The organism is Pseudomonas sp. NPDC089752 (assembly GCF_044748725.1).
GTDB lineage: Bacteria > Pseudomonadota > Gammaproteobacteria > Pseudomonadales > Pseudomonadaceae > Aquipseudomonas.
Genome location: NZ_JBIVGP010000004.1, coordinates 38,185 through 51,681, shown reverse-complemented (window position 1 = coordinate 51,681; position 13,497 = coordinate 38,185). Strand labels below are relative to the sequence as shown.

Here is a 13,497-nt window from a genome sequence, read left to right as displayed (position 1 = left end):
CCCCGCGAATGGGCCGCAGGGCGGCCCCAGGATTTTATTCCGAACGCTTGATCAACCGCTCGATGCGGGCATCGAGCCGGCGCTTGATCTCGGTCTCGATATGCGGGGTGAAGTCGTTGATCACGTCCTGCATGATCAACTGCGCCGCAGCGCGCAGCTCGCTCTCCAGGTGCAGCAGGGTGTCCTGCCGGCGGGTTTGCGGATCGTCTTCAAGCTCAGGCTCGGCAGGCACTGGCGCAGGATTGCCGGCCGGGGTGTCGAGCAACAGTGGAATCTGCTCCACCGTCTCGGTAAGTAGCGGTGGTTGCAGGTCAGCATCGCCCAACAGCTGGCGAATCGACTCCAGGTCGTCGAGCAGGTGGGCGGAATCGGGTAGGGCGGAAGGCTTGTCCATCGTCGTCAAAGTCGCTGTAAGCGGTGGTCTTGCAGAGCATAGCCCTGTTCGCGGTAGAAACGGAATCGTTCGCGGGCGGATTGGCGGATAGTGGCCTCTTCGACAACGATCTCGGCGACCCGCTCGAACTGCCCGACGAACCCCGGCACATCGGCGCCCAGGTTGATCAGCAAGTCGCGGTGCTCGCCGGCACTGTCGCCCAGGCCCAAGGCCACGGTGGCGTCGGCATGCGCCTCGGCCAGGTCATGTGGCACGAAAGCTTCGCCCTTGAACCGCCACAGGCGCTGATCCAGCTCACTGCGCTGCTCGGCGTCCTGGCAATGGAGGTAGACCCGGTGCCCGAGGCGCCAGGCCTTCTCGCACAGCTTGCAGGCGAAATCCAGCCGCGCCGACAGCGAGTCGGAGGGCAGAATGTAGAAGTCGACTTTACTCATGGCTGGCTCTGCCGACCGGTGGCGCCAAGGGCGCCGCCGGCCTCATGGCATCAGGCGCTGGCGCGATCGAGCAGGTACTGGGTCAGCAGGGGCACTGGGCGGCCAGTGGCGCCCTTGTCCTTGCCGCCGCTGATCCAGGCGGTGCCGGCGATGTCCAGGTGTGCCCAGTTGTAGGCCTTGGCAAAGCGCGACAGGAAGCAGCCTGCGGTGATGGTGCCGGCTTTCGGGCCACCGATGTTGCCCATGTCGGCGAACGGGCTGTCCAGCTGTTCCTGGTACTCGTCGAACAGCGGCAGCTGCCAGGCACGGTCGTCGGCGCGTTTGCCGGCGTCGAGCAGTTGGCTGACCAGATCGTCATTGTTGCCCATCAGGCCCGAGGTGTGGCTGCCCAGGGCGACGATGCAGGCGCCGGTCAGGGTGGCGATGTCGATGACCGCCTGCGGCTTGAAGCGCTCGGCGTAGGTCAGGGTATCGCACAGCACCAGGCGGCCTTCGGCGTCGGTGTTGAGGATCTCGACGGTTTGCCCGCTCATGGTCGTGACGATGTCGCCTGGGCGGGTGGCGCCGCCGCTTGGCATGTTTTCGGCGCAGGCCAGCAGGCACACCAGATTGATTGGCAGCTGCAGTTCGAGCACAGCGCGCAGGGTGCCGAACACGCTGGCGGCGCCGCACATGTCGTACTTCATTTCATCCATGCCGGCGCCTGGCTTGAGGCTGATGCCGCCGGTGTCGAAGGTGATGCCCTTGCCGACCAGCACGAACGGCTTGTCGGCCTTCTTGCCGCCCTGATAGTTGAGCACGATCAGGCGTGGCGGCTGGTCGCTGCCCTGGCCCACGGCGTAGAACGCGCCCATGCCCAGGTCCTTGATCTTCTTGTCGTCCAGCACTTCGACCTTGAGGCCTTTGTGGGCCTTGCCCAGGTCCTTGGCCTGCTCGGCAAGGAAGCTTGGGTGGCAGAGGTTGGGCGGCAGGTTGCCCAGGTCGCGGGTGAAGGCCATGCCGGTGGCGATGGCGCTGGCGTGCTTGACCGCACGCTCGACCTCGGCCAGGCCGGCTTTTTCAGCCAGCAGGGTGACCTTTTTCAGGGTGCGGGGCTCGGCCTTCTGGCTCTTGAAACGGTCGAACACGTATTCGCCGTCGAGCAGGGTTTCGGCCAGCAAGCGGTATTTGCCGTAATGGGCATCGCGGTTGTTGACGGCGATGTCATCCAGCGCCAACACCGCATCGCTGCCGTTCAGGCCCTTGAGCACGCCGGCGACGCTGGCCACCAGCTTGCGCCAGGCGCGGTCACCCAGTGCTTCGTCCTTGCCACTGCCGACCAGCAGCACACGCTCGGCCTTGAGACCGGGCAAGCTCTGCAGCAGCAAGGTCTGGCCAGGCTTGCCGGCCAGGTCGCCACGCTTGAGCACGGCGCTGATGGCACCGTCTGCCGCCAGGTCGATGGCCTTGGCAACGGCGCCGAGCTTGCGCCCTTCACCCACCGCCACGACCAGAGTGGCAGTTTTTACCGATGCAGCAGCTACGCTTTTTACAACCAGTTCCATGTCAGGGTCCCCGAATGATCTGTGCAGGTGGCGCGTTGAACGCTCGCGCTCTTGGCGGGCCTGGCCGCGTGCTCGCGGGCCAGTGGAAAAGCTGCCAGTTTGAGCCTCTGGCAAGCGTGCTGACAACCCCGTTGTCCGCCTTCATGCGCGGCCAAGTGACAGGCGAGGGCAATCACAGGATAATGCGCGCACTTTACAAGGAGGTTCGCCCCCGGCGAACCGGCATTGGTCTTGGCTGTCGTAAGCCTTTGTTTGGCAGTCCGCCCCTGACAACCCAGGAGTGTCTGGTTTGATCGTCTTTCGTTATCTGTCCCGCGAGGTCCTCGTGACCTTGAGCGCCGTCAGCGCCGTGCTGCTGGTGATCATCATGAGCGGGCGCTTCATCAAGTACCTGGCCCAGGCGGCCCAGGGCGTGCTCGACCCGAGCGTGCTGTTCCTGATCATGGGCTTCCGCCTGCCGGGTTTCTTGCAGCTGATTCTGCCATTGGGGCTGTTCCTCGGTATTCTGCTGGCCTACGGCCGGCTGTACCTGGAAAGTGAAATGACCGTGCTCTCGGCCACCGGCATGAGCCAGCAGCGCCTGCTCGGCATGACCATGGCGCCGGCGGCGCTGGTCGCGCTGCTGGTGGCCTGGCTGAGCCTGAGCCTGGCGCCGCTGGGCGTTGCCCAGGTGCAGCAGATCATTGGCCAGCAGGATGCCCTGACCGAGTTCGACACCCTGGTGCCGGGCCGCTTCCAGACCCTGCGCGACGGCTCGCGGGTGACCTACACCGAAGAGCTGACCGATGACCGCAGCAACCTTACCGGCGTGTTCATCTCCGAGAAACGCTTCAACCAGGACAAGACCAAGGACCGTGCACCGTCGGTACTGGTTGCCGAAAAAGGCCACCAGGAAGTGCAGGCCGATGGCAACCGCTACCTGGTGCTGCAGAACGGCTACCGCTATGACGGCAACCCCGGCCAGGCCGACTACCGCGCGATCAAGTACGACACCTATGGCGTGCTGCTGCCCAAGCCTGAAGTCAGCGAGGAAGTGACCGAGCGCGAGGCCATTCCAACATCGCAACTGATCGGGCAGGACGGCCTGCGCGAACGCGCCGAGCTGCAATGGCGCATCTCGCTGCCGATCCTGGTGTTCATCGTGACCCTGCTTGCGGTGCCGCTGGCCCGGGTCAACCCGCGCCAGGGCCGCTTCCTCAAGCTGCTGCCGGCGATTCTTCTGTACATGGCCTACCTGACGATGCTGATTTCCGTACGTGGCGCCCTGGAGAAAGGCAAATTGCCGATCGCCCTGGGCATGTGGTGGGTCCATGGGCTGTTCCTGCTCATCGGCCTGGGGCTGATGTACTGGGAGCCGCTGCGCCTCAAACGCGCTGCCCGTCGTGCGGAGGTGGCCCATGGCTAAGCTCGACCGTTACATCGGCATGAGCGTGCTGCTGGCCATCCTCGCGGTGCTGGGCATCATCCTCGGCCTGGCTTCGCTGTTCGCCTTCATCGACGAGATGGGCGACCTGAGCGATACCTACACGGTCCTCGATGCTGGCTGGTTCACGCTGCTGACTGCGCCGCGCCGGCTCTATGACATGCTGCCGATGGCTGCATTGATCGGCTGCCTGATCGGCTTGGGCAGCCTCGCCAGCAGCAGCGAACTGACCATCATGCGTGCCGCCGGGGTTTCCATCGGCCGCATCGTCTGGGCCGTGATGAAACCGATGCTGGTGCTGATGCTGGTCGGCCTGCTGATCGGCGAATACGTAGCCCCTGTCAGCGAGAACAAGGCCCAGGCCGACCGTTCCCTGGCCCAGGGCGGAGGCGAAGCGCAGAGTTCCAAGCGCGGCATGTGGCACCGCCAGGGCGATGAGTTCGTGCACATCAACTCGGTGCAGCCCAACGGCCTGCTGCTGGGCGTGACCCGCTACCGTTTCGACGACGAGCGCAAGATCGTCACCTCGAGCTTCGCCCGTCGGGCGCGTTACCAGGACGATCACTGGGTGCTCAGCGATGTCAGCACCACCTATTTCCGTGGCGATCACACCGAGGTGGTCAAAAGCGCGGAAGAGCAGTGGGACGTTTCCGTGACGCCACAGTTGCTCAACACCGTGGTGCTGGCGCCGGAGTCGCTATCGATCACCGGCCTGTGGGACTACATCCACTACCTGTCCGACCAGGGCCTGAACAATGCCCGCTACTGGCTGGCGTTCTGGACCAAGGTGCTGCAACCGGCAGTGACCGCCGCACTGGTGCTGATGGCGATTTCCTTCATCTTTGGCCCGCTGCGTTCGGTAACCCTCGGGCAACGGGTGTTCACCGGTGTGCTGGTGGGCTTCGTGTTCCGCATTGCCGGCGACCTGCTTGGCCCTTCGAGCCAGGTGTTTGGCTTCCCACCGCTGCTGGCGGTGGTGATCCCGGCAGGTATTTGCGCCCTGGCAGGCTTGTGGTTGATGCGCAGGGCGGGATGACCGCCTGAGCGCTATAAAAAAGCCGACCTTGAGGTCGGCTTTTTTTTGCGTGTCATTTCTTCTGTTTCGGCACCCGTACAAGCTGCGTTTCTGAATAGATGTCGTGCCAGCCGCGTTTGCGCTTGTCCATCAACGACCAGAAGAATCCCAGGCCCAGGCACAGCCACGAAGCGATCGATACTACAAAGCGCAACAGCGCCTGCCACAGGCTGATCGCACTGCCATCGGCATTCTGCACGCGCACGCCCCACACCTGCATGCCCAGGGTCTGCCCGCCGTGGGTCCAGAACTTGGCAAAGAACCCGAACAGCGCGAACAGCAGGATCGTAGACAGCAGTGGGTCGCCATCCAGCGCGCCAGCGTCGGTCAGTTCACGCATGCGCGCCTCGCCGATGACCGCCATCTGGATCATCTTGTAGGCGCCTGCGGTGACGATCAGCAGCGCCGTGCAGAGCAGGAAGTCATAGAACATCGCCGCCAGGCGACGGCCGAGGCCAACCGGTGGGAAATCACCCTGGGGAAAGAGGGGGCGCGTGGACATCGCTCGACAGCTCCATGTGGCAAAAGCCCATTCTATGGAATTGCGGGCACAAAAAAGCCCCTGCGCGTCAACGCAGGGGCTTTTTTTACGATTATCAGGATTCTGGCTGAACTTCGTCTGCCTGCATGCCTTTTTGGCCCTGCACTGCCACGAAGGTCACTTTCTGGCCTTCTTTCAGGCTCTTGAAACCATTGCCCTGAATAGCGCGGAAGTGCACGAACAGGTCCGGGCCGCTTTCTGGAGTGATGAAGCCGTAACCTTTCTCGTCATTGAACCACTTGACGGTACCGTTCTGACGCTCAGCCATTGTCTTATTTCCTAAAAATCTTAAATTTTGGTGACAGTTACTTTCACGTTATTAAAAGTGAAAGATTACTGGGCTGGGTTGCTGGAAAGTAAGTCACGTCGAACGGGTTGTAGCAGATTGCGGCTACTGGCCCAGGTCACGAACTGTTGCGACCCATGCAAACACAGTGCAGAGACTCTACGCCAACTCTCAAGAAAAAAACAAGCCCTTGGTCGAATGGAAAACGGCGCTTTTTTCGATAACCGCACGTTTCCCTGGAAACTGCATGGCGCCTGGGCTGGCGCCATGTTCAAAAGTTATTGGGCAGGTTCGAAATCGAATAAGTCGAACCTGCTCGCAAACCTCATGTTCCGTCTTCAACCGCGATAGTAACGTTGCGCCACGAAAGGCATTTTGCTGACTTTAAGGGCAACCTTCTTACCGCGCACTAGCGCAAACAAGGGTGTATCGAGTGCGGCATGTTCGATATCGACATAACCCATTGCGACGGGTGCGCCGAGTGTCGGGCCGAAACCACCGCTGCAGACTTTGCCCACCGGTTTATCAGATGCGTCGACGATCTCTGCGCCTTCACGCACTGGGGTGCGTTCCTGCGGCAGCAGGCCCACACGTTTGCGCGCCACGCCCGATTGCTGCTGTTCGAAGATCGCTTCGGCGCCAGGGAAGCCGCCTGCGCGGGCGCCCTCGGCACGTCGCACTTTGGACACCGCCCAGAGCAGGCTGGCCTCGACCGGCGTGGTTCTGGTGTCCATGTCATGCCCGTACAGGCACAGGCCAGCCTCCAGGCGCAGCGAGTCGCGCGCGCCCAGGCCGATGGGTTGTACTTCCGGCTCGGCCAGCAGGCGGCGGGCCAGGGCTTCGGCGGCCTTGGTCGGCACCGAGATTTCATAACCATCTTCACCGGTGTAGCCCGAACGGCTGACGAAGCAGTCTTCGCCCAGCAGGACCATCGGGCGGAACTGCATGAAGGTCATGCTGGCCACTTCCGGGGCCAGGCGCTCCAGCACCTTGACCGCTGCAGGGCCTTGCAGGGCGAGCAGGGCACGCTCCTCGAACAGCGGCTGGATTTCGCAGCGGGCACCTATGTGCTGCTGCAGGTGGGCCAGGTCCTGGTCCTTGCAGGCGGCGTTGACCACCAGGAACAGGGTGTCATCACCCAGATTGGCGACCATCAGATCGTCGAGGATGCCGCCTTGCTCATTGGTGAACATGGCGTAGCGCTGCATGCCCACCGGCAGGTCGATGATGTCCACCGGCACCAGGCTTTCCAACGCTGCGGCGGCATCGGCACCGCGCAGGATGATCTGGCCCATGTGCGAGACGTCGAACAGGCCGGCCTGCTCGCGGGTGTGCAGGTGTTCCTTCATCACGCCCAGCGGGTACTGCACCGGCATGTCGAAGCCGGCGAATGGCACCATGCGCGCGCCCAGTTCCAGGTGTAGGGCGTGCAGCGGGGTCTTGTGCAGTGTTTCGGACATCGATGGCTCCTCAGGTTTGTTGTCGGGTCAACATTCGATGATGTTGACGGCCAGACCGCCGCGGGCGGTCTCCTTGTATTTGCTTTTCATGTCGGCGCCGGTCTGGCGCATGGTGCGGATGACCTTGTCGAGCGACACGTAGTGCTGCCCGTCGCCGCGCAAGGCCATGCGCACCGCGTTGATGGCCTTCACCGAGCCCATGGCGTTGCGCTCGATGCAGGGCACCTGGACCAACCCGCCAATCGGGTCGCAGGTCAGGCCCAGGTTGTGTTCCATTCCGATCTCGGCGGCGTTCTCGACCTGTTGCACGCTGCCGCCCATCACTTCGCACAAGGCCCCGGCGGCCATCGAGCAGGCCACGCCGACCTCGCCCTGGCAACCGACCTCGGCACCGGAGATCGAGGCGTTTTCCTTGTACAGGATGCCGATGGCCGCGGCGGTGAGCAGGAAGCGCACCACGCCGTCTTCACTGGCACCCGGGACGAAGCGCATGTAGTAGTGCAGCACCGCCGGGACGATGCCGGCCGCGCCATTGGTGGGCGCAGTGACCACGCGCCCGCCATAGGCGTTCTCTTCGTTGACCGCCAGGGCGTACAGGTTGACCCAGTCGAGTACCGACAGTGCATCGCGCAGGTTGGCTTCCGGGTGCTGGCTGAGTTGGCGGTACAGCGCCGGCGCGCGCCGCTTGACCTTCAGTCCACCCGGCAAGATGCCTTCATGCCGGTAGCCGGCCTCGACGCAATCCTGCATCACCTGCCAGATGCGCAGCAGTCCGGCACGCGTCTCGGCCTCCGGCCGCCAGGCTGCCTCGTTGGCCAGCATCACTTGGCTCACCGACAGGTGTTCCGTAGTGCAATGTGCGAGCAGCTGCTTGGCGGTGGTGAATGGATAGGCCAGAACGGTGCTGTCCTCGACGATACGGTCCTGCCCAGCGGCATCCTCATCGACCACGAAACCGCCGCCGACCGAGTAGTACTCGCGGCTGCGGATCTGTAATCCGGCGGCGTCGAAGGCGCGGAAGATCATGCCGTTGGGGTGATAGGCCAACGGCTTGCGAATCATCGCCAGGTGCTGCTTTTCATCGAAGGCGATGTCGTGTTCGCCGAGCAGGCGCAGGTGGCCGTTGCTGCGGATCGCCTGCAGGCGGGCGGGGATGGCTTCGGTGTCGACGGTGTCGGGGTGCTCGCCTTCGAGGCCGAGCAACACCGCCTTGTCGCTGCCGTGGCCCTTGCCGGTGGCGCCCAGCGAGCCATACAGCTCGGCCTTGACGCTGGCCGTGCTGGCCAGCAAGCCGTCGCGGCGCAGGCCTTCGGCGAAACGTGCGGCGGCGCGCATCGGGCCGACCGTATGGGAACTGGAGGGGCCGATGCCGATCTTGAACAGGTCGAAGACGCTCAATGACATGGTGGACCTCCTGCCAGTCTGGTCAGCTTGAGGATAGATCTGTGGGAGCGGCTTCAGCCGCGAACACCGGCGAAGCCGGTGCCATGCACCGCGTCGCTTGCTTCGCGGCTAAAGCCGCTCCCACAGTGAACTAGCAGCCTCTGAAAGCTCTCAGGCGTCCTGATAGCTCTCGATCGACGGGCAGGCGCAGACCAGGTTGCGGTCACCGAACACGTTGTCGACCCGGCCTACCGGCGGCCAGTACTTGCTCTCAACCAGGTTCGGCAGCGGGTACACCGCCTGCTCGCGGCTGTAGCCGTGGGCCCATTCGCCAACCAGCTCGGCCGCGGTGTGCGGAGCGTTTTTCAGCGGGTTGTCGTCCTTGTCCAGGCTGCCATTTTCCACGGCGCGAATCTCTTCGCGGATCTGGATCATCGCATCGCAGAAGCGGTCCAGCTCTTCCTTGGACTCACTTTCGGTCGGTTCGATCATCAGCGTACCGGCCACCGGGAACGACATGGTCGGGGCGTGGAAGCCGAAATCGATCAGGCGCTTGGCCACGTCGTCGACGCTGATGCCGCTGGTGTCCTTGAGCGGGCGCAGGTCGAGGATGCACTCGTGGGCGACCAGGCCATTGCCGCCGGTATACAGAACAGGATAGTGCTCTTCCAGGCGACGGGCGATGTAGTTGGCGTTGAGGATCGCCATCTGCGAGGCGCGCTTGAGGCCGGCACCACCCATCATGCGGATGTACATCCAGGTGATCGGCAGGATGCTGGCGCTGCCGAACGGCGCTGCGCACACCGCGCCTTCGCGGTTTTCCAGCTGGGCGTGGCCAGGCAGGAACGGCGCCAGGTGCGATTTGACGCCAATCGGGCCGACGCCCGGGCCGCCACCGCCGTGCGGGATGCAGAAGGTCTTGTGCAGGTTCAGGTGCGAAACGTCGCCGCCGAACTTGCCTGGGGCGCACAGGCCGACCATGGCGTTCATGTTGGCGCCATCGATGTATACCTGGCCGCCGTTGTCGTGGATGATCGCGCAGATTTCGCCGATCGCTTCTTCGAACACGCCGTGGGTCGACGGGTAGGTGATCATGATCGCGGCCAGGCGCTCGCGGTGCTCGATGGCCTTGGCGCGCAGGTCCTCGACATCGACGTTGCCGCGGGCATCACAGGCGGTGACCACCACACGCATGCCGGCCATGTGCGCGGTCGCCGGGTTGGTGCCGTGGGCCGAGGAGGGGATCAGGCAGATGTCGCGATGGCTTTCGCCGCGGCTGCGGTGGTAGGCACGGATGGCCAAAAGGCCCGCGTACTCGCCCTGGGAACCGGCGTTGGGTTGCAGCGACACGGCATCATAGCCGGTGGCGGCGCAGAGCATGGCTTCCAGTTCGCGGGTCAGCTGCTGGTAGCCCTGGCTTTGCTCGGCCGGGGCGAACGGGTGCAGGCTGCCGAATTCGGCCCAGGTCACCGGGATCATTTCGCTGGCGGCGTTGAGTTTCATGGTGCACGAGCCCAGCGGGATCATGCTGCGGTCCAGCGCCAGGTCCTTGTCGGCCAGGCGGCGCAGGTAACGCATCAGCTCGGTTTCGCTGTGGTAGCGGTTGAACACTGGGTGTTCGAGGATGGCCGACTGGCGCAGCAGGGCGGCCGGCAGGCGTGAGCCGGTGCTGGCAGCCAGGGCGGCGAAGCCCGGTTGCGGCTGCTCGCCAGCGAACAATTGCCACAGTGCCTCGACGTCCGCCTGAGTGCTGGTTTCGTCGAGCGACAGGCCCAGGTGATCGGCATCGATCTGGCGCAGGTTGATGCGCTGGCTGCGGGCTTTATCGTGCAGGGCTGCAGTGGCGCTGCCGGTGGCCAGGGTCAGGGTGTCGAAGGCGGTCTCGCCGACGATTTCCAGGCCCAGCCCCGTCAGGCCAGCGGCGAGGATCGCGGTCAGCGCATGGGTGCGCTCGGCGATGCGCTTGAGCCCAGCCGGGCCGTGGTAGACGGCGTACATGCTGGCGATGTTGGCCAGCAGCACCTGGGCGGTGCAGATGTTGCTGGTAGCCTTTTCGCGGCGGATGTGCTGCTCGCGGGTCTGCATGGCCAGGCGCAGGGCAGTCTTGCCGAAGCGGTCGATCGACACGCCGACCAGGCGGCCCGGCATGTCGCGCTTGAATGCATCACGGGTGGCGAAGTAAGCCGCGTGCGGGCCGCCAAAGCCCAGGGGCACGCCAAAGCGCTGGGCGCTGCCGATGGCCACGTCGGCCTCGAACTCGCCTGGCGGGGTCAGCAGGGTCAGGGCCAGCAGGTCGGCAGCCACCGCGACCAGGGCGTTGGCCGCGTGCAGGCGCTGCACCAGCTCACGGTAGTCGAACACTTCACCGTTACTGGCCGGGTACTGCAACAATGCGCCGAAGAAGGGGCTGACGTCGCTCAGTTCACGCTCATCGCCGACCACGATCTCGATGCCCAGGGGTTCGGCACGCGTGCGCAGCACGTCGAGAGTTTGTGGGTGGCAGTGCACGGAAGCGAAGAAGGCATGGCTGGCCTTGTTCTTCGACAGGCGCTTGCAGAAGGTCATGGCCTCGGCGGCAGCGGTGGCTTCGTCGAGCAGGGAGGCGTTGGCGATCGGCAGGCCGGTGAGGTCGCTGATCAGGGTCTGGAAGTTCAGCAGGGCTTCCAGGCGGCCTTGGGAAATTTCGGGTTGATACGGGGTGTAGGCGGTGTACCAGGCTGGGTTTTCCAGCAGGTTGCGCAGGATCGGTGCCGGGGTATGGGTGTTGTAGTAACCCTGGCCAATGAAATTCTTGAACAGCTCATTCTTGCCGGCGATGGCCTTGAGCGACGCGAGGGCGTCAGCTTCGCTCTGGCCGTCTTCCGAGCCGAGCACGCTGGTGCCCTTGATGCTGTCAGGGATGACAGCGGCGCTCATCGCTTCCAGCGAGTCGAAGCCCAGGGTGGCCAGCATGGCCTGCTCGTCAGCGGCGCGTGGGCCGATGTGGCGGGCGATGAATTCGTTGGCGGTGCCGAGGTTGATGGTCATGGTCAGGTTCCTCAGGCGTCGTCGTTGGCTTTGATCAGGCGGTCGTAGGCGTCCTGGTCGAGCAGGGCGGTGACTTCGTTCATGTCGGCGGGGATGAAGCGGAAGAACCAGCCTTCGCCCAGCGGGTCTTCGTTGACCAGTTCGGGGCTGTCGTTGAGGCCATCGTTGACGGCGACCACTTCACCGGTGAGGGGCATGTACACACCGCTGGCGGCCTTGACCGATTCGACGGTGGAGGCTTCGGCCCCCTTCTCGTAGTGCTGCAGTTCCGGCAGTTGCACATAGACCACATCGCCCAAGGCGTTCTGGGCGTAGGCGGTGATGCCTACGGTGACGCTGCCGTCAGCTTCGGCGCGCAGCCATTCGTGATCTTCGGTGAAACGCAACTCGCTCATGGGGAATCCTCGGGAAGCAGGGCGTTGGGCGCGGTGGGTCCGCGCTCTTGGGTTGAAGATTCCTGAGCAATAATGGGGCCATTCAAAAAAAAGCTAATCAAATCATATGGTTATCTATTTTTATTAGGCGCACGAGCGATCATTGTGGAATGAAAACGCTACAGTTTGATCCGCCAGTAAAAGATCTGCCGGATCAAAACCTTGCAGAGTGGGTCTGGAATAGCTGCGTATCGAAATCAATACGGTGTACTGATTTCGATACATAGTTTGTGTGATAGTTACAGCGCAGCGAAAAACGGCAATGCCAGATACAGCTTGATCACGATGACGTTGATGATGTCGATAAAGAACGCCCCCACCATCGGCACCACCAGAAACGCTATTTGCGATGGCCCGAAGCGTTGCGTGACCGCCTGCATGTTGGCGATGGCCGTTGGCGTCGCGCCCAGTCCAAAACCGCAATGCCCTGCTGCCAGAACGGCAGCATCGTAGTTGCTGCCCATGATGCGGAATGTCACGAATATCGCAAACAGCGCCATGAGCAATGTCTGCGCCGCCAGCAGGATGAAGAATGGCAACGCCAGTGCTGCCAGATCCCACAGTTTGAGCGACATCAACGCGATCGCCAGGAACAGCGACAAGCTGACATTGCCCAGCACCGAAACTTCGCGCTCGAATACCTGATATCGGCCAAACGCCGAAAGCCCGTTGCGCAGCACGACACCCACGAACAGGACGCAGACGAATGTCGGCAATTCGAATGCCGTGTCATGCAGCATCTTGTTCAGCAAGGTGCCTGCCATGAGGCTTACGGCGATCAGCGCAAGGGTTTCGATCATGGAAAACGGCGTGATCAGACGTTCTTTGTTCGGCTGTTCAAAGCCCCTTGGCGCTCGGGGTTGGTCCAGCTCGAGCCCAGGCGCCTGGACGCGCTTGATGAGCAGGCGGGCAACTGGCCCGCCAATCAAGCCACCCAGTACCAGGCCAAAAGTGGCAGCCGCCAGCGCCAGCTCGGTGGCGGATGTGAGGCCGTACTTCTCGCTGAAGGTGGCGCCCCAGGCAGCGCCGGTGCCGTGGCCGCCCGACAGGGAGATCGAACCGGACAGCAAGCCCATCAATGGGTCGAGCCCCAGCGCCGTGGCCAGGCCGATGCCCATGGCATTCTGCACCAGCAGCAACCCGGTGACCGCAAGCAGAAACACACCGACGATACGCCCGCCTTTTTTCAGGCTGGCGAGGTCGGCACTCAGGCCGATTGTGGCGAAGAAGGCCAGCATCAAAGGTGTTTGCAGTGAAGTGTCGAATTGCACGTGAATGTCGAGGGCGCGCAAGCCCAGAAGCAGCAGCGCTACTACCAGGCCGCCTGCTACCGGTTCGGGGATGTTGTACGCGCGCAGAAAACCAACGCGTGTGACCAGGCCGCGGCCCAGTAGAAGCACCAGGGAGGCGGCCACCAATGTGCCGTAGAAATCGAGTGCAAGCATGCCAAATACTCTCCGCTCTGTTTACCGGCGAACAGTCCCTGGTGCGCCTGT

The 13,497-nt window shown here is 63.3% G+C and carries 12 protein-coding genes; 2 read left to right on the top strand and 10 right to left on the bottom strand.

Going from position 1 to position 13,497, the window contains the following annotated elements; translation table 11 throughout:
- Window positions 1-34: 34 nt before the first annotated feature.
- The 3 genes from ACIPZF_RS07665 to ACIPZF_RS07655 are packed head-to-tail and all read right to left on the bottom strand — an operon-like array spanning window position 35 to window position 2,372.
- Entirely contained in the window at window positions 35-394 is a 360-nt protein-coding gene (locus tag ACIPZF_RS07665) for a DNA polymerase III subunit chi (protein WP_400797264.1), read from the bottom strand.
- Window positions 395-399: 5 nt separating this feature from the next.
- Window positions 400-828 carry a DNA polymerase III subunit chi gene (locus ACIPZF_RS07660; protein ID WP_400797261.1) on the bottom strand — a complete coding sequence of 143 codons (429 nt, stop codon included), beginning with the start codon at window positions 826-828 and terminating at the stop codon, window positions 400-402.
- A 50-nt stretch (window positions 829-878) separates the two neighbouring features.
- The gene (locus ACIPZF_RS07655; protein WP_400797258.1) at window positions 879-2,372 is read right to left on the bottom strand and encodes a leucyl aminopeptidase; all 1,494 of its coding nucleotides are present in this window, start codon (window positions 2,370-2,372) and stop codon (window positions 879-881) included.
- Between the two features lie 289 nt (window positions 2,373-2,661).
- On the opposite strand from ACIPZF_RS07655, the gene lptF reads away from it, so the two are divergent.
- Together lptF and lptG are read left to right on the top strand one after the other, a co-directional pair.
- Window positions 2,662-3,777 carry an LPS export ABC transporter permease LptF gene (lptF, locus tag ACIPZF_RS07650; RefSeq protein ID WP_400797256.1) on the top strand — a complete coding sequence of 372 codons (1,116 nt, stop codon included), beginning with the start codon at window positions 2,662-2,664 and terminating at the stop codon, window positions 3,775-3,777.
- On the top strand, window positions 3,770-4,831 hold the full coding sequence (lptG, locus tag ACIPZF_RS07645; RefSeq protein ID WP_400797253.1) for an LPS export ABC transporter permease LptG: 1,062 nt from the start codon (window positions 3,770-3,772) through the stop codon (window positions 4,829-4,831). The genes lptF and lptG overlap by 8 nt, the downstream gene beginning before the upstream one ends.
- 52 nt (window positions 4,832-4,883) lie before the next feature.
- Here lptG and ACIPZF_RS07640 read toward each other — a convergent pair whose 3' ends face one another.
- The 7 genes from ACIPZF_RS07640 to gltS form a co-directional block, all read right to left on the bottom strand.
- Complete coding sequence (locus ACIPZF_RS07640; protein WP_400797251.1) at window positions 4,884-5,372, bottom strand: RDD family protein; 489 nt, start codon at window positions 5,370-5,372, stop codon at window positions 4,884-4,886.
- A 94-nt stretch (window positions 5,373-5,466) separates the two neighbouring features.
- Complete coding sequence (locus ACIPZF_RS07635) at window positions 5,467-5,679, bottom strand: cold-shock protein (RefSeq protein WP_400797248.1); 213 nt, start codon at window positions 5,677-5,679, stop codon at window positions 5,467-5,469.
- Window positions 5,680-6,035: 356 nt separating this feature from the next.
- Complete coding sequence (gcvT, locus tag ACIPZF_RS07630) at window positions 6,036-7,157, bottom strand: glycine cleavage system aminomethyltransferase GcvT (RefSeq protein WP_400797245.1); 1,122 nt, start codon at window positions 7,155-7,157, stop codon at window positions 6,036-6,038.
- 27 nt (window positions 7,158-7,184) lie between these two features.
- Window positions 7,185-8,561, bottom strand: a complete 1,377-nt coding sequence (locus ACIPZF_RS07625; protein WP_400797243.1) for an L-serine ammonia-lyase — start codon at window positions 8,559-8,561, stop codon at window positions 7,185-7,187.
- 150 nt (window positions 8,562-8,711) lie between these two features.
- On the bottom strand, window positions 8,712-11,567 hold the full coding sequence (gene gcvP, locus ACIPZF_RS07620) for an aminomethyl-transferring glycine dehydrogenase (RefSeq protein ID WP_400797240.1): 2,856 nt from the start codon (window positions 11,565-11,567) through the stop codon (window positions 8,712-8,714).
- A gap of 11 nt (window positions 11,568-11,578) precedes the next feature.
- Window positions 11,579-11,962, bottom strand: a complete 384-nt coding sequence (gene gcvH, locus ACIPZF_RS07615; RefSeq protein WP_400797237.1) for a glycine cleavage system protein GcvH — start codon at window positions 11,960-11,962, stop codon at window positions 11,579-11,581.
- Window positions 11,963-12,240: 278 nt separating this feature from the next.
- Complete coding sequence (gene gltS, locus ACIPZF_RS07610; RefSeq protein ID WP_400797235.1) at window positions 12,241-13,446, bottom strand: sodium/glutamate symporter; 1,206 nt, start codon at window positions 13,444-13,446, stop codon at window positions 12,241-12,243.
- Window positions 13,447-13,497 lie beyond the last annotated feature (51 nt).

Bases quoted from the DNA above. Each gene is read 5' to 3' on its own strand.
- ACIPZF_RS07665 (WP_400797264.1), bottom strand. From the start codon at position 394: ATGGACAAGCCTTCCGCCCTACCCGATTCCGCCCACCTGCTCGACGAC.
- ACIPZF_RS07660 (WP_400797261.1), bottom strand. From the start codon at position 828: ATGAGTAAAGTCGACTTCTACATTCTGCCCTCCGACTCGCTGTCGGCG.
- ACIPZF_RS07655 (WP_400797258.1), bottom strand. From the start codon at position 2,372: ATGGAACTGGTTGTAAAAAGCGTAGCTGCTGCATCGGTAAAAACTGCC.
- lptG (WP_400797253.1), top strand. From the start codon at position 3,770: ATGGCTAAGCTCGACCGTTACATCGGCATGAGCGTGCTGCTGGCCATC.
- ACIPZF_RS07640 (WP_400797251.1), bottom strand. From the start codon at position 5,372: ATGTCCACGCGCCCCCTCTTTCCCCAGGGTGATTTCCCACCGGTTGGC.
- ACIPZF_RS07635 (WP_400797248.1), bottom strand. From the start codon at position 5,679: ATGGCTGAGCGTCAGAACGGTACCGTCAAGTGGTTCAATGACGAGAAA.
- gcvT (WP_400797245.1), bottom strand. From the start codon at position 7,157: ATGTCCGAAACACTGCACAAGACCCCGCTGCACGCCCTACACCTGGAA.
- ACIPZF_RS07625 (WP_400797243.1), bottom strand. From the start codon at position 8,561: ATGTCATTGAGCGTCTTCGACCTGTTCAAGATCGGCATCGGCCCCTCC.
- gcvP (WP_400797240.1), bottom strand. From the start codon at position 11,567: ATGACCATCAACCTCGGCACCGCCAACGAATTCATCGCCCGCCACATC.
- gcvH (WP_400797237.1), bottom strand. From the start codon at position 11,962: ATGAGCGAGTTGCGTTTCACCGAAGATCACGAATGGCTGCGCGCCGAA.
- gltS (WP_400797235.1), bottom strand. From the start codon at position 13,446: ATGCTTGCACTCGATTTCTACGGCACATTGGTGGCCGCCTCCCTGGTG.